The organism is Pannus brasiliensis CCIBt3594 (assembly GCF_036688125.1).
Lineage (GTDB): Bacteria > Cyanobacteriota > Cyanobacteriia > Cyanobacteriales > Microcystaceae > Pannus > Pannus brasiliensis.
Genome location: NZ_JBAFSM010000001.1, coordinates 143,396 through 165,795, shown reverse-complemented (window position 1 = coordinate 165,795; position 22,400 = coordinate 143,396). Strand labels below are relative to the sequence as shown.

At 51.6% G+C, this 22,400-nt stretch carries 19 protein-coding genes and 1 tRNA gene; 8 read left to right on the top strand and 12 right to left on the bottom strand.

Annotation, left to right across the window (positions count from 1 at the left end; all coding sequences use genetic code 11):
• Nucleotides 1-170: 170 nt before the first annotated feature.
• Entirely contained in the window at nt 171-509 is a 339-nt protein-coding gene (locus tag V0288_RS00895; protein ID WP_332863109.1) for a translation initiation factor, read from the top strand.
• Nucleotides 510-579: 70 nt separating this feature from the next.
• The gene (locus tag V0288_RS00890) at nt 580-1,047 is read left to right on the top strand and encodes a TspO/MBR family protein (RefSeq protein WP_332863181.1); all 468 of its coding nucleotides are present in this window, start codon (nt 580-582) and stop codon (nt 1,045-1,047) included.
• A gap of 475 nt (nt 1,048-1,522) precedes the next feature.
• Here the strand turns inward: V0288_RS00890 and speA are convergent, their stop codons facing one another.
• The 8 genes from speA to V0288_RS00850 all read right to left on the bottom strand — a co-directional run bounded on the left by speA (nt 1,523) and on the right by V0288_RS00850 (nt 12,041).
• Nucleotides 1,523-3,562: a biosynthetic arginine decarboxylase gene (gene speA, locus V0288_RS00885; protein WP_332863108.1), complete on the bottom strand. Its 2,040-nt coding sequence runs from the start codon at nt 3,560-3,562 to the stop codon at nt 1,523-1,525.
• Nucleotides 3,563-3,721: 159 nt separating this feature from the next.
• The gene (locus V0288_RS00880; protein ID WP_332863107.1) at nt 3,722-6,331 is read right to left on the bottom strand and encodes a S8 family peptidase; all 2,610 of its coding nucleotides are present in this window, start codon (nt 6,329-6,331) and stop codon (nt 3,722-3,724) included.
• A gap of 27 nt (nt 6,332-6,358) precedes the next feature.
• On the bottom strand, nt 6,359-7,366 hold the full coding sequence (locus tag V0288_RS00875; RefSeq protein WP_332863105.1) for an AAA family ATPase: 1,008 nt from the start codon (nt 7,364-7,366) through the stop codon (nt 6,359-6,361).
• Between the two features lie 240 nt (nt 7,367-7,606).
• Nucleotides 7,607-8,989 (bottom strand): photosystem II reaction center protein CP43, encoded by a 1,383-nt coding sequence (gene psbC / locus V0288_RS00870; protein ID WP_332863104.1) that lies wholly within the window; start codon nt 8,987-8,989, stop codon nt 7,607-7,609.
• Nucleotides 8,973-10,028, bottom strand: a complete 1,056-nt coding sequence (psbD, locus tag V0288_RS00865; RefSeq protein WP_332863005.1) for a photosystem II D2 protein (photosystem q(a) protein) — start codon at nt 10,026-10,028, stop codon at nt 8,973-8,975. Before psbD ends, psbC begins: the two co-directional genes overlap by 17 nt.
• Nucleotides 10,029-10,405: 377 nt before the next feature.
• Entirely contained in the window at nt 10,406-11,083 is a 678-nt protein-coding gene (locus tag V0288_RS00860; protein ID WP_422661862.1) for a lipoate--protein ligase family protein, read from the bottom strand.
• 46 nt (nt 11,084-11,129) lie between these two features.
• Nucleotides 11,130-11,609, bottom strand: coding sequence for a YbjN domain-containing protein (locus tag V0288_RS00855; RefSeq protein ID WP_332863102.1), 480 nt, complete (start codon nt 11,607-11,609; stop codon nt 11,130-11,132).
• A gap of 359 nt (nt 11,610-11,968) precedes the next feature.
• A tRNA-His gene (locus V0288_RS00850) sits at nt 11,969-12,041 on the bottom strand.
• 104 nt (nt 12,042-12,145) lie between these two features.
• On the opposite strand from V0288_RS00850, the gene V0288_RS00845 reads away from it, so the two are divergent.
• The gene (locus tag V0288_RS00845; protein ID WP_332863101.1) at nt 12,146-12,532 is read left to right on the top strand and encodes a DUF4359 domain-containing protein; all 387 of its coding nucleotides are present in this window, start codon (nt 12,146-12,148) and stop codon (nt 12,530-12,532) included.
• On the opposite strand, the gene V0288_RS00840 is transcribed toward V0288_RS00845, so the two are convergent.
• Nucleotides 12,529-14,145 carry an MFS transporter gene (locus tag V0288_RS00840; protein WP_332863100.1) on the bottom strand — a complete coding sequence of 539 codons (1,617 nt, stop codon included), beginning with the start codon at nt 14,143-14,145 and terminating at the stop codon, nt 12,529-12,531. The two genes, V0288_RS00845 and V0288_RS00840, sit on opposite strands and share 4 nt — an antisense overlap.
• Between V0288_RS00840 and V0288_RS00835 the strand changes: the two genes are divergently transcribed.
• Entirely contained in the window at nt 14,116-14,340 is a 225-nt protein-coding gene (locus V0288_RS00835; RefSeq protein ID WP_332863099.1) for a hypothetical protein, read from the top strand. The two genes, V0288_RS00840 and V0288_RS00835, sit on opposite strands and share 30 nt — an antisense overlap.
• Here the strand turns inward: V0288_RS00835 and V0288_RS00830 are convergent.
• On the bottom strand, nt 14,326-15,180 hold the full coding sequence (locus tag V0288_RS00830) for a DUF72 domain-containing protein (RefSeq protein ID WP_332863098.1): 855 nt from the start codon (nt 15,178-15,180) through the stop codon (nt 14,326-14,328). The genes V0288_RS00835 and V0288_RS00830 overlap by 15 nt on opposite strands.
• Before the next feature lie 297 nt (nt 15,181-15,477).
• Here V0288_RS00830 and V0288_RS00825 point away from each other — a divergent pair, with 297 nt between their 5' ends.
• Both V0288_RS00825 and V0288_RS00820 read left to right on the top strand, forming a co-directional pair.
• A complete protein-coding gene (locus V0288_RS00825; protein ID WP_332863097.1) occupies nt 15,478-15,987 on the top strand; it encodes a GNAT family N-acetyltransferase in 510 nt (169 codons plus the stop codon).
• A gap of 34 nt (nt 15,988-16,021) precedes the next feature.
• Entirely contained in the window at nt 16,022-17,506 is a 1,485-nt protein-coding gene (locus V0288_RS00820; RefSeq protein ID WP_332863096.1) for a glutamate synthase subunit beta, read from the top strand.
• Between the two features lie 497 nt (nt 17,507-18,003).
• Here the strand turns inward: V0288_RS00820 and V0288_RS00815 are convergent, their stop codons facing one another.
• Nucleotides 18,004-18,759, bottom strand: coding sequence for a pentapeptide repeat-containing protein (locus V0288_RS00815; RefSeq protein WP_332863095.1), 756 nt, complete (start codon nt 18,757-18,759; stop codon nt 18,004-18,006).
• Between the two features lie 233 nt (nt 18,760-18,992).
• On the opposite strand from V0288_RS00815, the gene V0288_RS00810 reads away from it, so the two are divergent.
• On the top strand, nt 18,993-20,576 hold the full coding sequence (locus V0288_RS00810) for a DUF3352 domain-containing protein (protein WP_332863094.1): 1,584 nt from the start codon (nt 18,993-18,995) through the stop codon (nt 20,574-20,576).
• Here V0288_RS00810 and V0288_RS00805 read toward each other — a convergent pair.
• Nucleotides 20,550-21,794, bottom strand: a complete 1,245-nt coding sequence (locus V0288_RS00805) for a bifunctional folylpolyglutamate synthase/dihydrofolate synthase (RefSeq protein ID WP_332863093.1) — start codon at nt 21,792-21,794, stop codon at nt 20,550-20,552. The genes V0288_RS00810 and V0288_RS00805 overlap by 27 nt on opposite strands.
• Nucleotides 21,795-22,243: 449 nt before the next feature.
• Between V0288_RS00805 and V0288_RS00800 the strand changes: the two genes are divergently transcribed.
• Entirely contained in the window at nt 22,244-22,378 is a 135-nt protein-coding gene (locus tag V0288_RS00800; RefSeq protein WP_332863092.1) for a hypothetical protein, read from the top strand.
• Nucleotides 22,379-22,400: the final 22 nt, after the last annotated feature.

Genomic DNA, 22,400 nt, shown 5'->3' with positions numbered 1-22,400 from the left:
TCGAGACAAAAGTTTGAGAAACGGGGAATTTATCGGTATCGATCGTTACTCGAATAGCAAGGCGGTCTTCTTTAATTACTCTTTCTATATAGGAAAAAAACTATCACTTTTGACAGAGAGAATCACCGCGGGGTTTACGCTAGAGAGAGAAACTACAGACAGAAACCGTCATGGGTAAATCGTCCGACAAAAATCGCGTCGCGTATTGGGAGTTCGGGGAGAGTAACGAGGACGCTTTCGCCCGTCCCGTTCCCGAAGCGCCCCCGAACCAACAGAACCTTCGCGTACAGGCTTCCCGTTCCGGCCGCGGCGGAAAAACCGTCACCGTCATCTCGGGCTTTCAACTGTCACCGGAAAGTCTGGCCAAGTTATTAAAACAGCTAAAAACCGCCTGCGGGACCGGGGGAACGATTAAAGACAACACGATCGAGATCCAGGGCGACCAACGCTCGAAAATCCTCCAGATTCTCACCGAAGCGGGCTATAAAGCCAAAATTAGCGGCGGATAATCGACAGAACGATAGAGTCTCCTTTTCCCGCGGTTGCCTAAGATAGAGACAAATCGATCGAGGTACGATGATGATCCCATCTTGGTTAGCGATCGGGGCGGTAACGTTCCTGATCGCGTTAGGGGGCGGAACGCTGACCCCGCGCGATGTCCGTTGGTTCGCCCGTCTCCGCCGTCCGTCCTGGTTAACCTTTGAAGCCCTGATTCCCGTTATCTGGACGGTGATCTATATCTGTGGCGCGATCTCGGCTTACCTCGTCTGGGAGGCGCGACCGGATAACGGCTGGCCGTTAATGCTTTTCTATCTGCTCGTGGAAATCACCATCACCGCCTACACTCCCGTTACCTGTAAACTTCGCAGTCTCCAGGCCGGAACGATCGTCGGCGGTACGGGTTTCGTTCTCGGCCTGATTCTCGCGGCGTTCGTCTTCCCCGTCTCGACGTGGGCGGGAATCTTACTGCTTCCCTATCTCCTCTGGAGTCCGATCGGTACCTATACCACCTGGAAGATGATGGAACTTAACCCTAGAGAGATTTGAGGGTTGAAAAAAAAAAGTAGGATGCGTTACAGTTAACTCATCCTACAGGTCTTATTGCCATCTACCAACTTAAAAACCTTGTATTTCTTTTGCCTTTTCCTCGCTCGTTCTTCGCCGAGGAGCATCCTACGAGATCCGGGACTTCTTCGTGGCAATGTGGACAATACCAGTATACACGACTAGAGGTAATGTGGCGGAGTGCGGTTCTCGAACATATCGGGCAAGTCGTCATGATCTCGGAAAGGCATCGGATTCATTGGGTTTTGTTTGTCTCAACCTTTCTGTACTCAGTATAGGGCATCCATCCTCCCGTTCCTTCTTCCTTTCGGTAGATATCGAGTATACCGACGGGGAGAGAGAAAGGAAATCTCTCGGATTAGAGAGGGAAACCCTTACGGCCGGGGGGCGATCGGGATTTTTCCCGGATCGCGCGAGGATAAGCTGGATACAAGCGGGATCGGGGATTTCCCCCCGTTCACTCTCCCCCGACCAAATAGGTATACCGTCTCAGACTACGTTCGTAATCCTGTAGAAGCAGTTGAGATTCTTCGATCGTGATCCGGTTTTCTTGTAGAGCTTGTTCGGTACGGCGGCGGATTTTTTCGAGTAAATCCTCGGCCGAATACTGCACGTAGCCGAGAACCTCGGTAATCGTGTCCCCTTTCACCAGATACTCGATATCGTAGCCCTTCGGATTCATCTGAATATGGACGACATTGGTATCACCGAACAGATTGTGTAGGTTGCCCATGATCTCCTGATAGGCCCCTACGAGAAACATTCCCAGATAGTAGGGTTCGGGGGTGGTTTTGCCCTCCCGGTACTCCAGGGGATGCAGTTCGAGAACCGATTTCACGTCGCCGCGCAGGTCGATAAATCGATCGATTTTCCCGTCGCTGTCACAGGTGAGATCGGCGAGAATTCCCCGTCGCGTCGGTTCGGTATCGAGTCGGTGAATCGGCAGGATGGGGAACAGTTGATCGATCGCCCACGCGTCCGGCGCCGACTGGAACACCGAGAGATTGGCGTAATAAATCGAGGCCATGATCTGTTCGAGATCTTCGAGATCGTCCGGGACGTACTCCTGTTGTCGGGCGACCTGAAGGATTTTCGAGCAACAAGCCCAATACAATTGTTCGGCTCGGGCGCGTTCGCGAAGACCGAGATAGCCGAAGTTAAACAGGCTAATCGCCTCTTCCTTGAACTGTCCCGCGTCGTGATAGGCTTCCTGATAGTTGCGCTCGTCGATATTCTCGTAGGTCTCCCAGAGATTCCGCAGGATGAGATGTTCCTTCTCGATCGATGGCTCCGGGGGTTGACAGGGAACCTCGCTCGTGCTAAGGATATCGAAAACGAGAACCGACTGATGGGAGGCGATCGCCCGGCCGCTCTCGCTGATCAGGATCGGCGCGTGTACGCCCCCGTCCTCGCAAGCTTCCTTCACCTCCGCCACGATATCGTTGGCGTAATTCTGCATATTGTAGTTTTTCGAGGCGTAGAAGTTGGTTTTCGAGCCATCGTAGTCCACGCCTAACCCGCCTCCCACGTCGAGATAGGTCATCTTCGCGCCCATTTTCGCCAGTTCCACGTAAATCTGACCGGCCTCGCGGATGGCATCTTTAATGACGCTAATCGAGGAGATCTGCGAACCGATGTGATAGTGCAGGAGTTGCAGACAGTCCAACATTCCCGCTTTTTCCAGTTCCGTGACCACGGTGAGGATTTCTGGAACCGTTAGCCCGAATTTCGCCCGATCGCCCGTGGAATTGCCCCAGTGACCGCTCCCTCTCGTTCCCAGTTTGGCGCGGACTCCCAGGTGTGGCGCGATGCCCAGTTCCTTACTGACCCGTAGGGCGAGATACAATTCTTCCAGTTGTTCGATAACGATCAGCGGTTTGTGGCCGAGTCGGGTGGTGAGTAAAGCCGTCTCGATGTATTCTTTGTCTTTATAGCCGTTACAAACGAGCAAGGGGCGATTTTTCTCGTTTTTGCCGTCGAGGACGGGTTCTAGGGTCGCCAGGGCGATCATTAGCTCCGGTTTCGATCCCGCCTCCAACCCGAATTGATAGGGTTTGCCGTAGCGGACGAGGGATTCGACGATGTGCCGGTGCTGGTTGCACTTGATCGGGAACACCCCGCGGTACACGTTGGGGTAATTGTAACGGGCGATCGCCCGCGAAAAACAGGCGTTCAGGCGCTCGATCCGATCTTCTAAAATATCGCTGAAACGGATCAGTAACGGTAAACCGATATTCCGACGCTTGAGGGCGGAAATTAGCTCGTAGAGGTCGAGCGATCCGCCTCTATCTCCCTGGGGCGAGACGGTAATATGTCCCGCCGCGTTGATCGAGAAGTAGGGTTCTCCCCAGCCTTGAATCCGGTACAGATTCTCGCTATCCTCGATCGACCACTTCCGAACCGGGGCAACTTTCTCGATCGCCCCCCCGTTTTCGATCGCCAGATCGATCGGCGCGAGTGGCGATTCTTCTTTTTTCAGGCGCGTTTTTCCCGTCATCTCGCTTTTTCTAGTCCCCGGTGACAATCCGATCTACTATTTTAGCTCGATCGCTTCCGGGAGACAGGGCGTTGTCGGGAGTGGGGTTTCTGCGATCGGTATAATTCTAGAGTTCGTTTAAATGTTGAATTTTTGAATACTTGAATTTCGATCGCTTTTTTACTGTCCAGCCCGTAATCGCACTGTTTCGGTAACTTCTATTTGTGTTTGCGCTTGAGAGATAGTTGTATAAATTGGGATATCGACATTCAAGGCTTCAAAACTAACGACCAAAGTATAGGGAACGGAAGCGTCAGGATCGTTATTCCATCCTTCATGCCCGACAACCGCGATACAGAAAGCTTCTCTTAGTTCGTAGGACTTTACTTTTGTCCAGTCTTTTTGTAGGGTTCCTAGCGTCCTAGATACATCTTTGATTAATCCATAATTTTTTTGTTTACCTAGCGTCCATTTAAATAAACCTTCTCCTTCTTCTGTATTTTCGAGTGCATCATATTCTTTCAGAACTCTATTGAGAAAGCGATCGGGCTCTTCTCCTCTTTTACTACAGTCCCAATCTAGCCAAGTAGATAAATACTTTCGATGATTCCGTCGCGTCCGACGGGGTTGAGCTTTATAAGATAGCGTTACCTCTAGCAAAATATCGATATCTTCCCCTTGAGATCGTAAGTCATCTGGTAATTTAACTTGATAAACATGAGCATATTTCGCTTGAATAGTTCTCTCACCCTGCGTGATTAAAGTAATACGATTCTGAGTATTTTCTATCGCTCGATCGAGGTTAGGAATCCCATAACCGATCATCCGAAGAATATCTCGTTTATTAAGATCACTAGATTCTGTCCATTCTGGCCAACGGGCTGACTGTACGATTAACGCTCGATATAGTAAACAACTTTCCTTCGGAAATTCAGCCTGTAAACAAGCCGCTATATGGGTAACTTTTGGCGTGGCAAATGAAGTTCCTACACTATCCCTAGCAAAAGCCGGGCTACTCCCGCCTAAAGTTGAACGGACTAATTCAGGGCAAACCTCACTATGTGTAGCAAGATCAGTTTTGTTATTTTCATTAATAACAAAATCTCCTCCGTATTCTACGACCTCTGGCTTAATAGTATTCCAAATGCCAAAACCAGTACAAGAAAAAGCGGAGGGTTGATTTTGTTCCGCAATAGATTTAAAAGGAAAATTAGAATAAGAAGTTAGCGCTATTGATCCAACGGTTAAAGATTGTAAACTTTGTGCGGGATTAGCAATCCGACAAGAGCTTTCAAGTAGATAGTGAGGATAAGCTCTCTCTCTTTGCAAATGCTCTTTCACAGATAACCGAGTGATATGATTTTGAAATTGTGAGGTATTAATTGAAGGTAGATTTCCAGAAGCTACAATAAAAAGAATATCATTTTGCCAAGTTAGCTGATCGATTGCGGAAGCCCAAGCACTCATGTAACCTGTTCGGCAGGGTACAATTCCGGTTATGGAATGATTAAATAACTTCGTCCCCTTTTGTTTATGATAAAACTCAATTATTTCATCTAAAATGTTTGGAGGAAACAATGTATCTGGCAACTCTTTCTGATCGTTTAAGATTCTGGCATTTTGTATCCAGCAAACCGCTTGGTTCGTTCCTTGACGAGGAATACTTCTAGGATATAGAATCGCACCCGCTACTCGTGTCCCATGGCCTCCACCCTCAACAAGATCTGCGGTCATATCATCTTGTGGAACCCAAGAAAATGAATCAGTATATCTGATCGCATTTCTTAACAAGCGATGTCCCTCTTGAATCCCACTATCAATAACACAGACTTGAGGTGCATTTTCAGGAGGTGATTCTAAATGAAAAGGAGTTTCATTTTTATCGATAATATTTTGATTCTCTATAAATTCTAAAATTTCATCTGGTCTACTTACATCAAAAAGATAAGGAAAGTTAAAAACCAAATATTTTAACCCTCTTCCTGAAATCTGAATACGACAAGTAAAGCTATCAGGTAAAATGGCAGAATTAGGAATATCTCCATCGAGTATTGACAAGATCTTTCCCTGACAATCTTGAAGAAAATTTTCAAGCTCTTCTTCTCTAATAAATTTTAAATTATCCCATTCTTCATAAGTCATGTTTCGTTTATTTATCCAATCATTAACACGTTTTGAGTAACGTTCGTTGCTCTCATTGTCTTTTTGAATGGGATAATCTGGTAATTGGCTTTTGGTGCCTAAACAAGAAATTCCCACGTCTACAATTTCAAGTTGATTGTCTTTGATTTTATCCCAATTTTCTAAAAGTTCAGGGGACAAAATATAGTCTATTTTCTTATACCCTTCAATAATATCCCATATTTCAGCTACTTTGTTGCCTCCATACTCTTCACTGATAAATTTATCAATTTTTTGTTGTAGTTTAGATAATTCTAAATCGGACGATGCTCCAATAATATAACCGTCTTCTAATTCAGCAATCACTTCGATTCCAAAACCTTTAAGAGATTCAGCATCAAAGGAATTAGGATCGATCTGTAAAATCAGACGGCGAGCAGGAGGAAGGCTTGGCTTATTTTCTCGTTCTCGATCATTTTCTTCCTGCTCCCAATAAGCGATAATAGAATATACAGAACTTTTTAATTTACCTCCGTGACCCGTGCGATTGCCAAAATTAGCGGCGGTAATCGGATTTTTCTTTCTTGAACCTCCACGAATAGGAGCGGCTGTTCCTGTTGTTGTTAATTCAAGAGGGATGTGAGGGAATTTTTTAGAATTGGTAGGCATGGACGATCGACGTATTCAATTAATGACTTAAGATGATTGAATTTCTTTGATAGCCTCTTCTAGATGTTCGGGGATAACTAAGTCTTCCCGTTCTAGAATGGCACGTTTAGCGGCATCTTGGGCGACTCGGACGGCTTGAGCGGCGGAAAAACCATCCATTTTTTGGATGATTGTCTCCCAATCGATCACACCGGTCTCGATCGCTGACAGATTTTGCTTTAAGATCGATTGTAGCTCATCCTTTCCGGGTTTGGGGACTTCAATCACATCATCGAACCGTCTCCACAGGGCGCTATCCAAGGATTTATCCAAATTCGTCGCGGCCACTAAAAGCCCGGAAGACGCTTCATAATCATCGAGGATTTGTAAAAAAGTATTAACAACCCGCTTCATTTCTCCCACTTCCTGAATATCTTCTCTCGATTTAGCGATCGAGTCACATTCATCGAGAAATAACAAACAGGGGTTTTCGGAAGCTTTATCGAAAACTAAACGTAAATTACTGGCGGTCTCCCCTAAATAAGAAGATACCATCGCGTCAAATCGAACTTTCAGCAAAGGTAAACCCGTATTCCACGCTAAACGCTCCGCTCCTAACGTCTTTCCACAGCCCGGAGAACCGTACAAAAGAATTTTCTGTCGGTATCGTAAGCCATAATGAGCGAGTCTATCCCTAGCGGCGTATTCGCGCTCGATCCTTCGGAAACGCTTTTCAACCGCCTCCGGCAAGATCATGTGATGGCGAAGCCGCTCTCTCGGAATAAAAGTAACGAGCGGTAAATTGAGACGCTTGTTGGTCGGTAATTCTTGTAGGGCTTGGATCGTGTCGGGGGCGATAACGGCGGCTTTTTTCGCCCCCTCGACGGTAGGCACTTCAGATTTCCGTTGTTTTCTAATCCGTTCTAGCTGTTCCGCCAGTAGGGTATGCCCTTTTTGACGTTCCTCCTCGATCACTAAATAGGTTAACTTGTCGATCGCCGTTGTATCATCACTAGCGATCGCCCTAAATAACCTTTTTAGCAGTTCCCCTTTCATTTTCTTTTTTAAAACTGGCGCGTATCAAGCCTATCTACAATACTATTGTACTTACAGGCGAGTGCCGTGCTGTTTGTTACACAACTTCAAAATACCTATCTTACTCGGATTGCTAGGGGATATCCGTGAGCCTGTAACCTTTATTCATCAAAAATATTTATCAAAAATATTCGTCAATACTATTCAGTAAAAAGACTCCCGCCGCGGGGACGGGAGCCTATTAGACCGGACTAACCGAAATTAGTCGAGATCCGGCATAGCGAGTACGGGTTCCGTCTCGCGATCGATCCCTTTCTCGAAACCGGCCGCCGCGGCGCGAGCGCGACCCGCGTGCCACAGGTGTCCGACGAGGAAGAAGAACGCGAGCGTGAAGTGGGAGGTCGCCAACCAAGCGCGGGGAGACACGTAGTTAAACGAGTTAACGTCGGTGATAACTCCACCCACGGAGTTGAGCGAACCGAGGGGCGCGTGGGTCATGTATTCCGCCGCGCGACGTACCTGCCAGGGTTGAACGTCGTTCCGGATCTTGTCGAGATCCAGACCGTTCGGACCGCGGAGGGGTTCTAACCAGGGGCCGCGGAAATCCCAGAAGCGCATCGTTTCACCACCGAAGATGATTTCCCCGGTCGGAGAGCGCATCAGGTATTTACCGAGACCGGTGGGGCCTTGCGCCGAAGCGACGTTCGCGCCCAGGCGTTGGTCACGGACGAGGAAGGTGAAAGCTTGCGCTTGAGAGGCTTCCATCCCGGTGGGGCCGTAGAACTCACTGGGATAGGCGGTGTTGTTGAACCACACGTAAACCGCGGCGATAAAGCCCATCATGGACAGCGCGCCGAGGCTGTAGGAAAGATAAGCCTCACCCGACCAGATGAACGCGCGACGCGCCCAAGCGAAGGGTTTGGTGAGAATGTGCCAGATACCGCCGGCGATACAGATCAGACCGATCCAGATGTGACCGCCGATGATGTCTTCCATGTTGTTGACGCTGATGATCCAGCCCTCGCCACCGAAGGGAGCTTTGGTTAGATAACCGAAGATCACCGCGGGGTTCAGGGTGGGGTTGGTGATCACGCGAACGTCACCACCACCGGGCGCCCAGGTATCGTAGACACCGCCGAAGAACATGGCTTTGAACACCAACAACAGCGCGCCACATCCGAGCAGGATCAGGTGGTAGCCGATGATGTTGGTCATCTGGTTTTTGTCTTTCCAGTCGTAGCCGAAGAAGCTGGAATATTCTTCTAGGGTTTCCGGACCGCGGAGAGCGTGGTAAATCCCACCGAAACCGAGAACGGCAGAGGAAATCAGGTGGAGAACACCCGCGACGAAGAAGGGGAAGGTATCGACCACTTCACCGCCGGGGCCGACCCCGAAACCGAGGGTGGCGAGGTGGGGAAGTAGGATCAAGCCCTGTTCGTACATGGGCTTCTCGGGAATGAAGTGGGCGGTTTCAAACAGGGTCATCGCCCCGGCCCAGAAAACGATCAGACCGGCGTGAGCGACGTGAGCGCCCAAGAGTTTACCGGATAGGTTGATCAGACGGGCGTTACCAGACCACCAAGCGAATCCGCTAGAATCTTGGTCACGTCCACTTCCGGCGGGAATATTAGAGAGCGTTACCACGGGGTAGAACCTCCTCGGGGAATGTAAAGTTTTCGTGGGGTTGATCTTGAGGAGCCATCCAAGCTCTCAGACCCTCGTTCAGTAGAATGTTTTTCGTGTAGAAAGTCTCGAATTCGGGGTCTTCCGCCGCTCTCAATTCCTGAGATACGAAGTCATAAGCCCGCAGGTTCAGCGCTAACCCGACAATACCGACGGAACTCATCCACAATCCCGTCACGGGGACGAAGAGCATGAAGAAGTGTAACCAGCGTTTGTTCGAGAAAGCGATCCCGAAAATCTGCGACCAGAAACGGTTCGCCGTTACCATCGAGTAGGTTTCTTCCGCTTGGGTCGGCTCGAAGGCGCGGAAGGTGTTGGAACCCTCGCCGTCCTCGAACAGGGTGTTTTCTACCGTCGCCCCGTGAATGGCGCACAGTAACGCGCCGCCGAGGATACCGGCTACCCCCATCATGTGGAAGGGGTTCAGCGTCCAGTTATGGAACCCTTGCAGGAACAGGATGAAGCGGAAGATTCCCGCCACCCCGAAGCTGGGGGCGAAGAACCAACTCGATTGTCCGAGCGGGTACATCAGGAACACGCTGACGAATACGGAAATCGGGCCGCTGAACGCGATGGCGTTGTAGGGACGGATGCCGACCAGACGGGAGATCTCGAACTGTCTCAGCATGAAGCCGATCAGTCCGAAAGCTCCGTGGAGGGCGACAAACGGCCAGAGACCGCCAATCTGACACCAGCGGGTGAAGTTACCTTGCGCTTCGGGTCCCCACAGGAACAGGAGGGAGTGTCCGAAGGCATCGGCGGGGCTGGATACGGCTACGGTGAGGAAGTTGCCGCCTTCCAGGTAGGAACTGGCTAACCCGTGGGTGTACCAGGAGGTGACGAAGGTGGTTCCGGTTAACCATCCCCCCAGGGCCAGGTAGGCGCAGGGGAAGAGTAGTAAACCCGACCAGCCGATGAAGACGAAGCGGTCTCTTTTGAGCCAGTCGTCTACTACATCAAACCACCCTCTTTCCGGGGCGCGTCCGACTGCTATGGTCATAGGGGATTTTCCTCTTGCTTAACTGAAATCAAGGGCAAGATTTCTTAACGTTTTTGAGATGGGAGTTATTCCCATTGTCTTATAAGATGTGGCCATCGCGACGATCCCGCTAGAGGAACTAGAGAGGGTGCGATCGCCCGTCAATCTCTCGAACCCCCGAAAGATTAACGTTTCTTAAACTAGCACAAGCTAGGGATAATTGCGACTCCGGGCGGGGTTTCACTTCCCCGATCCCGGAAACTAGCTTTACTCATTATTAGCAAAAAATTACATTTCGATACAAGCTGACTCATAATCTTTCTCGATTCACGAGACCTGTTTTTTGTCAATGCGCTCTTTACAAATATTTAAACCGGTCGATCGAGGCAAATCCGAATCTAGCCGCTCCCTCGCGCTCGGGAGGCTAATCTTCCCGCTATAGCGTCGATTTCCCGCCATTCCGCCGGGGACAGGGGACTCGGGACGAGTTGACAGGCGAAACAGTTGGCGGCCGAGGTTTTCAGGGTTTCGATCGCCGTCGCGATCGAGAATCCCGCGACGACCGATGCCGGGGCCGGTGTCCCGAAAACCTTTTCAAATAAGGTTCGATCGCCGCCGAGGAGCATCGAACCGTGTTGTAAGACGAAATTCTCCCGTTTCAGTTGGGCGCTACCGATAAATTTATTCCCGTCGCCATCCACGAGGTCGGCCGCGGTGGCGGTTCCGAAACAATTGGCCGAGTGAATATAGCCCCGTCCGGCCTCGCCGTAGTGTAATTCGACTCCCAGCGATCGCCATCCCTCGATCAGAAACTGACAGATCCGCCCGTAAACTTGAGAGATATTACCGGATAAGCCCGAAGTTACTACCGCGTAGGTTAAATCGCCGTCGTGCAAGACCGCGCGCCCTCCCGTGGGACGACGCACGATATCGATCGACAGATCGTTCCAGAAATCCGGGTAACGGCGTTGATGGTAGCCGAGGGAGATCGTCGGGGACGACCAGCGATAGAATCGGAGAGCGGGGGGATGACCGTGACGGTGATGTTGTTCCAGTAGCCAGGTATCGATCGCCATCTGGACGTTTCCGGACGCGACTAGCGGGGGAATATACCGCCAGAGGTTAGGTTCCACCGAAAGTTTCTTTTAAATACTCATCATTATTATCGGCCACCGTCGCGACCAGGGTGATCGATCGAGAGATTTCCCCCGGAGCGAGATCGGCCACGGTACGCTGGGAGATCACCACGAGACGATCTTCCATAATCCCGAAGTGCGCTTCAAACGTCTCGGAACAGTTCATCTCTAGGACTTTTCGCATTAATCCGAGTTCATCTTTGACCGGGAGTTTCAGGACAAACGACCAAACCGAGAGAAAATCATCGTCGCTTTCCCCGGTTAACTGTACGAAAACCTCGACGCTTCCATACTCGAACTTCCAGAGATAGCCGTCGCCGGATTCCTGTACCATCGCGCTATCATTCTGCTGGAGACTGGAGATCACCGTCTCGATCATCTCCTTGTGCGTGCTAGTGTTGGCGATAAATTCATCGGTCATCGTTTCCAACACTTCCTCGGTGGTGGATAAACTTTCCGCGGTCATACAGATTTCCCTAAACTCGATCGATCCCGATCTTACTAGACCTCTCGCCGAATTCAAAATTTCTCGCGGAGAAAGGAGATAGGAGCCAGTATTCAGGAGCCAGGAGGCGGAATAAAGAACGGGATAGCACCAAACTGTACTAAAAAACGATTTCTCTCGCTAATTTTTGAGTTTATAGACTCTCGAAAACGAATCTCGCGAGAGAGTTATTACAAACTCTACAATGAATCCGCGAGAGAGCGATCGCCTGGAGACCGGTCGATCGTCGCTCGCGGGACGCTCTTCTATTTCAAGGTCGCCGGGATCGGATCGAAGTTACCGGGTTCCCGATCGCTTCGGAAAGTAAATTCATCTATCAGGGCGAACGACGGGACTCGAACCCGCGAGTGGTGGAACCACAATCCACTGCCTTAACCACTTGGCTACGCTCGCCACGCACCTTTGTAAGTATAGCACGGGGCGATCGATTTTGACCGGTTATTTCGCCGGCCGATTCACGCTATCGTTAAGAGTGATCGGCGATCGGGTGAGGGATTATGAAACTCGCGAAATTCGGGGGGATAGTGCTGGGAACCTTCCTAGCGGGAATCGGCGCCGTCCTGCTGACCACGAATCCTAACCGACAGGATTACGAACAGTACGCTACGAGAGCGCTAACGACCTATCTAAAGGAGGGAGCCTGTGATAAAGCCCGATCGAACCCAGAAATCCAGGCATTATTGCGGGGATATTGTAAATTACTCGTAGATACGGGGCATCCTTTCCTAAAGCAAGTGATCGCGGCGGGAACGACCCGCCAAAACTTCCTGATTTTTAGCGTCTATCAAACCGAACTCTCCTTTCCCGCGCCCGTTCCCAGTTACCAGTTCAGCACGATCGCCGTCGGTCGGAAATTCTTCACCTACGAGGCGCTAGAAATTTAAGGATTTTCCCCCGTCTCCCGTTTTCTTTCCGCTAATTTCAAGAGAATTTCCTCGTGAACGGCGCGGGTGATCGGGTAGAAATAGGCGAGGATTAGCCCGATAATCAGGAAAAACGCGGGTAACGGGCCGATAGCGAACCGGATCGCCGTTAACGCGCTTTCCGGCTGGACGGGAATCGCTTCTCCCGCGACGGCCGCTTTAAATCCCGCCGCTTCGAGCGCGATGCCGACGAGAAATAACCCTAACGCGAGACCGATTTTCTGCAAGAGTACCATGAACGCGTAGAAAACCCCCTCGCGACGCTTGCCGGTCTGGAGTTCATCGAGTTCGATCACGTCGGGAACCATCGACCAGGGGATTAAATAAGCCACCGATACGCCGAATCCCGCCAGAATCGCCAGAAAGTACATCAATCCGGCCTGGCCCGGTTGTAGGAGGAATAAACCGATCTGGGCGATGATCCAGAAAATCATCCCCAAAAAATACACGGTTTTCTTGTCCAGTTTCTCGCTGACTTTCTGCCAGAAAAACAGCATGACTAACGCCGTCCCCTGCACCGCTAGGGCGACTAAACCGGATTGTTTTTCCGGTAATCCCATGTAACTAACCACGAAATAGACGATAATCGACGCGGTTAACTGCACCCCCAACCAGGAACAGAGATAGATCCCGATCACGTACAGGAAAGGACGGTTATTAAAGACGATTTTTAGCTGTTCGCGGAAGGGGATCGCGGGGGTATCGATCGATTCCTGTCGTTGTCGCGTCGCTTTTTCATCGATTAAATGCGGTTCCGGTTTACCGTAGCGTAGGGTTAATCCGAACGCGATAACCTGGATTCCTAACAATAACGTCGATATCGTCGTGAAATCGAGTCCGTTGAGGAAAACGCGCGCGATCCCGTAGATTCCCGATATCCCGCCGGCGATCGCCAATCCCGTCCCCAGTCGGATTTTTTGAGAAATACCGAGGATCGGTGTCACCCCGCGCTCGCGTACCCCGAGAGCGCACCAAATCACGGCGATCACGGATAATAACGAGCAAATGAGCGCGAGCAGGATAAATCGCTCCCGCGCGTTGTCCGGATAGGCGTTGGTGACGAGAATATAGAGAATTAGCGAGAGAATACTGCCCCCGATCGAGAAGGCGAATCGGACACTATTCAAGCTCGTGCGTTCGTTGTAATCGAGGGTCAATTCCGGGGTGAGCGCCTGATAGGGAAGACTGACGATCGTGTAGGTAATATTGAAGAAAATGCCGATTATAACGTAATAAACGAACAATAACCCTTGATTATCCGTCGGGATGAGCCATTGTAAGAGATAGATAATTCCGAAAGGGAGCGCGCCGCATAACATCCACGGGATACGGCGACCCCAGCGGGTATTGGTTCGATCGCTCCACATCCCGATAATCGGATCGTTGATCGCGTCGGCGATTTTCCCGATCATCAACACGCTTCCGGCCAGTCCGGCCGGTAATCCGGCCACGTCGGTAAAGAAAAAGAGCAGGTAAAACACGGAGATATTCGCCGTGATCGCCGGGCCGAGATCTCCCGCTCCGTAGGCGATTTTCGTCGCTAAATGCAGTTTTTCCGGGGTAGTCTCTGTCATAGATGGGGAGTCAGGAGTCAGGAGTCAGGAGGCAGGAGGCAGGAGGCAGGAGTCAGGAGTCAGGAGGCAGGACGAAACAATAACATTATTTATTATCTCCCTCATCTCCCTAATCTTCTCCATCTCCCCCGTCTCCCCCATCTCCCCCGTCTCCCCCATCTCCCTCACCTCCCTACCGCACTAAAACAGACTTAACTGCTCCGGGGGGGTCTGTAGGCGATCCCAGGGTAAAGGGGCGAGTTTTACTTTTTTTTCGATTAATAATCGGTAAAAATCCCGCGCGGTGAAGGGGGAATGCTCCTCTACCGGACAGTGGACGAAGAAATAGACATCGGTTCCCGATTGTAACCACCGGCCGACGCGCGTTGCCCACTCCCGGAGATACGCGTGATTGTAAATGCCTTCGGGATGGCTGATAAAGCGGATCAGGGTAAAATTCGCGGTGAGATCGGGTTGTAGGGGTAGTTCCGGCTTGCGGCGCTCGGATGCTAATTGTGGGTCGTCGGGACAGTTGTAAATCGGTCGCGTGTCCAGTAAAACCCGGCCGATCGAGAGTTTTTCCAGACTATCATTTAACCGTTCCCGGTGGGGATCTTCAAACCAATCCCGATGCCGGACTTCCACGGCGATCGCTACGTCGTAATCGGCGATCGCGGTCAGAAAATTCACCAGATCCGCCAAATATTCCGGGCTATAACTTGGAGGGAGTTGGGCGAAAATCGGCCCTAATCGATCGCCGAGTCCCTGCATTCTACTGATAAAGGCGATCGCGTCGCTCAGGTGGGGGGTTAACAGACCGCTATGGGTGATCGTCCGCGGCAGTTTCGGCACGAATTTGAATCCCGAGGGGGTTTCCTGTTTCCAGCGCGCCACCGTCCCCGCGTCGGGAACCGCGTAAAAGGTGGTGTTTCCCTCGACGGTATTGAATCGCTGACTATAGAGGGACAAAAAATCTTTACTCTGAGTCTTCGGGGGATAAAATTCCCCGACCCATCCTTTATAAGACCAAACGGCACAGCCAAGATAGAAAGTCATTCTTTGAATTCGCTTATAAAATGGAGAAATCGCCCGATCGATTCTTATTTTAGGCGATCGATCCCGCGGTCGATCCATACCGAAAGAGGGATGATCGCGAGAATGCCGTGGATAGATCGCTCGATCGGGGTAAAATTTGACACGATCGAAGAAAGTGAAAATGTCAAGAACGTTTAGCGAAAATACGGGCATCATACCTCTATAATTTCGTTAATCTTTCTTTCGCCTCCTGACTCCTGGCTCCTGGCTCCTGACTCCCGTCCCAACGAGAGATTTTTGATTTTTGCAAGAGTTCCGATGAACATCCGTCTCTTTCAACCCCGCGACGCGAACCGAATCGCGCGACTGTTTCACGATACGGTTCGGGAGATCAATATCCGCGATTACAGTATCGAACAGGTGAAAGCGTGGGCGCCGGATGACGTGAACTTTACCGAGTTTACAGCCCGCGACTTTACCTACATCGCCGAAGAAGGGGAATTGATTCTCGGTTTCGCGGATCTGAAAAAAAACGGGCATATCGATCGCTTTTTCTGCCACAAAGATTATCAAGGTCGGGGAATCGGTCGCCAACTCTACGAAACGATCGAAGCGAAAGCTTTAGAATTGGGGATCGATCGCCTCGTCACCGAGGCCAGCATTACCGCCCGACCGTTTTTCGAGAGGATGGGATTTTCGGTAATCCAAACTCAACAAGTTTACTGTCGCGGGCAAAGCTTCACCAACTACCGGATGGAAAAGCGCATTCGTAAAGAAATCCCTAAAGTACGGGGGTTCGATCGAACCTTGCCCGAAAATGAACGATGAGACGATCGACAACAGAACGCTACAAGATACGACTATGGGCAAACCAACCGGCTTTCTCGAATTCCTCCGCGAACTTCCCTCGGAACTCTCCCCCCTCGATCGGGTACACAACTGGGACGAGTTCCATTTCCCCATGCCAGAAGATAAACTCCGCGAGCAGGCCGCCCGCTGTATGGACTGCGGAACCCCCTTCTGTCACACGGGAACCCTGATAAGCGGTATGGCCAGCGGTTGCCCGATCAATAATCTGATTCCCGAATGGAACGACCTGAGCTATCGGGGACTGTGGCGCGAGGCGCTCGATCGATTGCACAAAACCAATAATTTCCCCGAATTTACCGGCCGGGTCTGTCCCGCGCCCTGCGAGGGTTCCTGCGTTCTCGGCATCCATAACCCCCCGGTGACGATTAAAAATATCGAGTGTTCGATCGTCGATAAAGGCTGGGAAGAGGGCTGGATCACCCCCGAAACCCCCGCGAAACGCACCGGCAAAAAAGTCGCCGTCATCGGAAGCGGCCCCGCGGGATTAGCGGCCGCCGACCAACTCAACAAAGCCGGCCATTCGGTCACGGTATACGAACGGGCCGATCGCCCTGGCGGCCTCCTCATGTACGGCATCCCTAACATGAAGCTAGATAAAGAAGAGGTCGTACTCCGTCGCCTGCGAGTTCTCGAAAGCGAGGGCGTGAAATTTATCTGTAATACCGAGGTCGGCAAAGACATCGGAGCGGAAGAGCTAGTAAGAGAATACGACGCTACCGTACTCTGCACCGGCGCGACCAAACCCCGCGATTTGAATATCGAGGGACGCGAACTCAAGGGAATTCACTTCGCGATGGAATTCCTCACCGCGAATACCAAGGCGATTCTCGACAGACAGCCCGGAAGTGATTTCATCTCCGCGGAAGGAAAAGACGTGGTGATTATCGGCGGTGGCGACACGGGGACGGACTGCGTGGGAACCTCCCTACGGCACAACTGCAACAGCGTGACGCAACTGGAAATTATGCCCCGGCCGCCCGAACAGCGCGCCGCCGATAACCCCTGGCCCGAATGGCCGAAAATCTATCGGATGGACTATGGACAGGAGGAAGCGGCCGCGCGTTTCGGGGACGATCCCCGCGTCTATACCACCACCGCGACGAAGTTCGAGGGAGATGAGAACGGTCACGTTAAGGCTATCCACACGGTACAGGTCGAGTGGACGCGCAACGAGAAAGGGCAATTCATCCCCAAACCGATCGAGGGAACGGAGAAAGTTCTGCCCGCTCAACTGGTTTTACTGGCGATGGGTTTCCTCGGCCCCGAACAGCCGTTACTCGATGACCTCGGCCTCGATCGAGACGCGCGGAGTAATGTGAAAGCCGATCACGGGAAATTCGCCACCAGTTTACCGGGGGTGTTCGCGGCCGGGGATTGCCGTCGCGGTCAGAGTCTCGTGGTTTGGGCGATTAACGAGGGTCGCGGGGCGGCCCGGGAGTGCGATCGCTATCTGATGGGCGCGACCGATTTACCGTAGAATCCTCCCGGAGAGGCGATTCTAACCGCGGCAGTTTCGAGAAAACGGGGAACGGGGAAAAATAACTTTCCCGTTCCTATTTGTTTTAGATATACCGATCGAACTCCCGACTATTCCAAATCAATAGTTTCTCGATCGCTCCGCGCCTTGAGGTAAGGATTCATCGAATCCCGATCGCGAAAAAATTCGATCGGTTCAGTTATTTCAGTGACCCGATCTTACTTTCGGCGATTGTTTCGCTCTCTCGCACCATTTTTTAGAATTTTCCAGGATTACCTCGCGCATCGATCGGGCTTTTTCCGCCGTTCCTGTTTATTCAGTCCTGTATCTTTCGCTTCCATCACCGTAAACTCTCCAATCGATTTTTAACCCGCGTCACCCTTATTAACGATGTAATAGAACTGTCCCGATCTCGATCGCTTCCCTCGCGTCACTTTCTATTCGATCGAATTCCCGATCGAGCCGTTCCACGAGCGCGGTTAATTCAAAAGATTAACCTACGCGTGAACCGAACCGTCGGGGAGAATCGCGCCGGTGAGAATCGCGCCGGTTAACTTGACCATCACGCGTTTTCCGAAACCGATTTTCGCGCCGCGTAGGTCGGCGTTGGAGAGATCCGCGCCGCTAAAATCCGCGCCGATTAAATTCGCTTCCTGTAAATTCGCGCCCTGTAAATTCGCCTCCAGAAGATTCGCCCGGAAAAGATTCGCCTTATACAGATTCGCCCGTTCTAAATTAATCTTGTGTAAAAAACTATCGCTGAGATCCGCGTGGGAGAGATCGGCCTCGACGAGACTGCGGCCCGATAGATCCTTTTCCTTCAAATTCGCGCCCTTTAAATCCGCACCGTTGAGATCCCGATAGTGGGGGCGACCGTTGGAAGGAGCGTGATGGGCGTGATGGTTTTGGGGAGTCCGCGGGGGATGGGGATGGGGAGTCCGCGGGGGATGGTTATGGGGATGGGCATGGGGATGGGGAGACCCGTGGGCGTAAGCCGGTTGTTTTTCCGTCTTTTTGGCTTTAGGAGCCGGTTCGGGACGCTCGCGCTCGCCGTGAACCTGACGCAGTTGGTCGCGCGCGTGGTTGATCTCCTGAAGTTTAGCGGTCGCTTTTTCGAGAAGACGCTGGTTATCCTTGGGAATGCGATCGGGATGCCAGATAAACACCAGATCCTTGTAGGCCTGGTTGATCTCGTCCAGCGAAGCCCCGTAATCCAATCCTAAAGCTTTATAGTACCGCTCCAGTTCTTTCATCGATCCATCCCGAATTATTGAGGATAAATGCAATATTCGCTACATTTTTTGCCGTTCTCGTCCGATCTGTTCCCAAGGTACTAATCCTAGGATAATTTTAGACGGAAGAATCGGGGGAAAAATCTTATAAAAATTACGGAAATCCCTACCGAGAAACTGATTACGATCGATAGTGGGGGCGACAAAAGAGCGGGAAACGCCCTCTATCCACCCGCGAGGCAAGAAAACACGCTATGTCGAAAAAATCCTGTTTACCCGGTTGTCTGACCGTATTCACCCTAGCGGCGGTAGCGGCCGGCGGGGCGTATCTCTATCTCCGGGGACAATTACCCTGGCAGAAATTCACCCCCCTAGACGCGGCGAAGGTCGTTCCCGAAAACGCTTTCGCCACTAGCTTCGTTTCCACCGACCCGAAAGCCTGGTCGGTTTTAGCGAAATACGGTACACCGGAGGCCCGCGATCTGGTGAATCGGGGATTAACCGGGGTCGAGAAAGAGTTAGCGAGCGATGACCTCGATTACGAGCGAGATATCCGTCCCTGGGTGGGGGGGGTTACTTTCGCTTTCCTACCCTCGACGGAGGGCGCTCCGGGCGTGTTAATGGTAGTCGGCATTAAAGATAAACTGAAAGCGAACGAATTCTCCCGGAAACTACAGGAACAGAAAAGCAGGAAAATCACCGAAACCGACTACAACGGGACGAAAATCAGTCAGATCTCCTCGGGAGCGGGCGATAACACCTATACGGCGGTCGCGGGGGATTACCTGTTGGTGGGCATGGATCGGAAAGTGGTGGAGGCGGCGATCGATACCTACCGGGGCCGGCCCTCTCTCGCCAGTAACCCGGAAATGAAACAACTGCTCGGCCGGGCGCTGGATATCGAGAATCCCCTCGCGCGAGTCTATATCGATAATTACGCCGATATTATCGCCAAGGGAGCGAATCTTCCCCCGGAAACGCTTCAAAAATTGCAACAGATTCAAGGTATCGTCGCCGGGGTGGGCGCGACGGACGGGGGATTACATTTTCAGGCGGTGGCGAAAGTCGATCCCGCGACGGTCACGAACCTCGCTCCCGCGGCCGGCGATCGCTTGCTGGCGCGTTTTCCCGGCGATACTCTCGTCCTGTTGACCGGTAATAATCTCCGCCAGAGTTGGACGGAACTCGATCGACAGGCGACCGGCGACCCGAATTTACAGGAAGTCCTGCGCCAGATCCGCGGGGCTGTCCAGATGGGCGGTTTCGACGCGGATCGGGATATTTTCGGCTGGATGGACGGGGAATTCGCCGTCGGTCTTCTTCCCAGTAGTCAGGCACTGCAAGGAATCGGGGTCGGGGGACTGATGATCTGGGAGACCGGCAATCGCCAAGCGGCGGAAACGACCCTCGATAAGCTAAATCAACTGGTCAAACTCGCCCCGGCGATTTCCGTGGAAAAAACGCCGATCGACGGCCAGGAAGTCACCCAATGGCAAATGGGGGGCCAAACGGTGTTTACCTACGGCTGGCTCGATAACGATTCTCTGGCCGTGACGCTCGCGATCCCTTACCAAGCGCGACCGACCGAATCGATCGCCGCTAACCCGAACTTCCGAAAATCGATCGCCGGTTTTCCGAAAAATAATCTCGGGTATTTTTACGTGGACGTGGAGGGGATCGTCGCCAAAACCGGCGGTCTGGCCAATATCCCGGCCGACGTGAACCCGGAGATGAAAGCGTTTCTAGAGTCCGTGAAGGGAGTGGCGATGACGGCCACCCAGCCGGATAAAGGGGTCGGGAAGATGGATGTTTTACTCACCCTCAAGGAAGTTCCCTAGAAAGTGACCGACGAGGTACAGGGAACCGCAGAGGACGATCGATCGCCCCGGTTCCCGCTCGATCGCTTTTTCCAATCCCGCGCGTAAATCGGGGAAAGTTTCCACCGTATCGAGGGAAGGACCGATCGATCGGGCCAGATCGGCCAGTTTTTCCGGGTCGGCACTACTATGATCGGGGACGGGGACGAGATACAGACTATCCCCGTCCCGTAATAAGGCTTGAAAAATCTCGTCGTGGTCTTTGGTGGAGAGCATCCCCATCACCCAGGCGATCGATTTCCCGAACCGATCGACATATTGCCGTAATCCGAACGCGGCGGCGGGATTATGCGCTCCATCGATTAAAATTTCCCGATCGCCCCAATTTACCCGCTGTAATCTGCCTAACCATCGGGTTTTCTCCATGCCCCGGTAAATCGCGTCATCGGTGATCCGCCAGCCTTTTTCCCGGAGGATCGATAGGGTGGCGATGGCGATCGCCGAGTTGATTAGCTGGAAATCCCCCGCTAAAGCTAATGGATACTCGATTCCCGCGTATCTAGCCAGATTGTCGCCGATTCTCTCCGCGGGTTGTACGCGGACGGTGGGACAGCCAAGGAGGTTCGATCGCTCCTCGATCGTCGTTCGGGCCGGTTCCGGTAGCGGGCCGATCGCCGCGGGACAGTCTCGCTTGAGGATTCCGGCTTTCTCGCGGGCGATATCGGCCAGCGTCGGCCCGAGATTCTGCCAGTGTTCCCGACTGATGGAGGTGATCACGCTCACCAGGGGATTCGGGCAAACGTTGGTCGCGTCTAACCGTCCCCCTAATCCCACTTCCATCACGGCGATATCGACATTTTCCCGCGCGAAATACCACCACGCGGCCGCGGTGATCACTTCAAATTGGGTCGGACTCTCGCGGGACGGATCGATCTTCGCGCCGATCTCCTGCAAGATGTTTTCTAGCTCGGCCGTTTCGATGTTCTCCCCGTTAATGGAGATCCGTTCCGTCCAGTCGATCAGATGTGGGGAAATATACCGCCCGACCTTGTAACCGGCCTCGGTTAACACGGAGGAAAGGTAGGCGCACACCGACCCTTTCCCGTTGGTTCCCGTAACGTGGACGATGGGAACGCGATGGTGGGGATTCTCTAAATCCGCGAGTAGGCGTTCGATCCGTTCTAGCCCTAAATGAACCCCGAAACGCTGGAAAGGTTGTAGTAATTCGTCGATGGTCATTATTATCCCCGGTTAAGAATGTCGTGAACCTTAGTAGATTCCAAACGCAAAACAAGAATTTTTTTCTCGAAATACTTGTCCGATATTTATTCTAGCATTTATTGCCAAAAAGCATTGAGTTGATCTCTAATTTACAAAAATATTTTTGGTGCACAAAAATATTATATATTTGTTAATTATAGAAATATTAAGCTTGAATCAAATGCAATGATTTATTTCGTAAAAAATATCGTTCATTTTTTCTTAAGAACAAAATGCATTGGCGAATTCATCTATTATTGTCGAAATCCCAAAATCCCTATAGAACAAGGTTTATAAAATTTAGAAAATGAAAATTGTCCTAAACAAAGAGGGAGCGTATTCATTTTACAAAAAGGTCGCTTTCTTAGCCAGCGAGTAACATTTAAAGAGAGATTTGCCGATTTTTGATAATCCGAAATTCGGTGACTATGGTAGAAGCCGAAGCCCTCCGATTCCTGCCCGGCGAAATAGCGATCGCTTTGGGGAATCGGATTCGGGATGACTCTACCACGGGAAGTCGGGGATTCCCTGTCGATCGCCCGGCGATCGTCGCGGCAAAATAACGATCGCCCGACCGAAATTTCC

Coding starts and splice junctions, on each gene's coding strand:
- V0288_RS00875 (WP_332863105.1), bottom strand. CDS start 7,366: ATGAAAGGGGAACTGCTAAAAAGGTTATTTAGGGCGATCGCTAGTGAT.
- V0288_RS00830 (WP_332863098.1), bottom strand. CDS start 15,180: ATGACTTTCTATCTTGGCTGTGCCGTTTGGTCTTATAAAGGATGGGTC.
- V0288_RS00895 (WP_332863109.1), top strand. CDS start 171: ATGGGTAAATCGTCCGACAAAAATCGCGTCGCGTATTGGGAGTTCGGG.
- V0288_RS00890 (WP_332863181.1), top strand. CDS start 580: ATGATCCCATCTTGGTTAGCGATCGGGGCGGTAACGTTCCTGATCGCG.
- speA (WP_332863108.1), bottom strand. CDS start 3,562: ATGACGGGAAAAACGCGCCTGAAAAAAGAAGAATCGCCACTCGCGCCG.
- V0288_RS00855 (WP_332863102.1), bottom strand. CDS start 11,609: ATGACCGCGGAAAGTTTATCCACCACCGAGGAAGTGTTGGAAACGATG.
- V0288_RS00820 (WP_332863096.1), top strand. CDS start 16,022: ATGGGCAAACCAACCGGCTTTCTCGAATTCCTCCGCGAACTTCCCTCG.
- V0288_RS00880 (WP_332863107.1), bottom strand. CDS start 6,331: ATGCCTACCAATTCTAAAAAATTCCCTCACATCCCTCTTGAATTAACA.
- V0288_RS00815 (WP_332863095.1), bottom strand. CDS start 18,759: ATGAAAGAACTGGAGCGGTACTATAAAGCTTTAGGATTGGATTACGGG.
- V0288_RS00840 (WP_332863100.1), bottom strand. CDS start 14,145: ATGACAGAGACTACCCCGGAAAAACTGCATTTAGCGACGAAAATCGCC.
- V0288_RS00860 (WP_422661862.1), bottom strand. CDS start 11,083: ATGGCGATCGATACCTGGCTACTGGAACAACATCACCGTCACGGTCAT.
- V0288_RS00825 (WP_332863097.1), top strand. CDS start 15,478: ATGAACATCCGTCTCTTTCAACCCCGCGACGCGAACCGAATCGCGCGA.
- V0288_RS00805 (WP_332863093.1), bottom strand. CDS start 21,794: ATGACCATCGACGAATTACTACAACCTTTCCAGCGTTTCGGGGTTCAT.
- psbD (WP_332863005.1), bottom strand. CDS start 10,028: ATGACCATAGCAGTCGGACGCGCCCCGGAAAGAGGGTGGTTTGATGTA.
- V0288_RS00835 (WP_332863099.1), top strand. CDS start 14,116: ATGCAGTTTTTCCGGGGTAGTCTCTGTCATAGATGGGGAGTCAGGAGT.
- V0288_RS00845 (WP_332863101.1), top strand. CDS start 12,146: ATGAAACTCGCGAAATTCGGGGGGATAGTGCTGGGAACCTTCCTAGCG.
- V0288_RS00800 (WP_332863092.1), top strand. CDS start 22,244: ATGGTAGAAGCCGAAGCCCTCCGATTCCTGCCCGGCGAAATAGCGATC.
- V0288_RS00810 (WP_332863094.1), top strand. CDS start 18,993: ATGTCGAAAAAATCCTGTTTACCCGGTTGTCTGACCGTATTCACCCTA.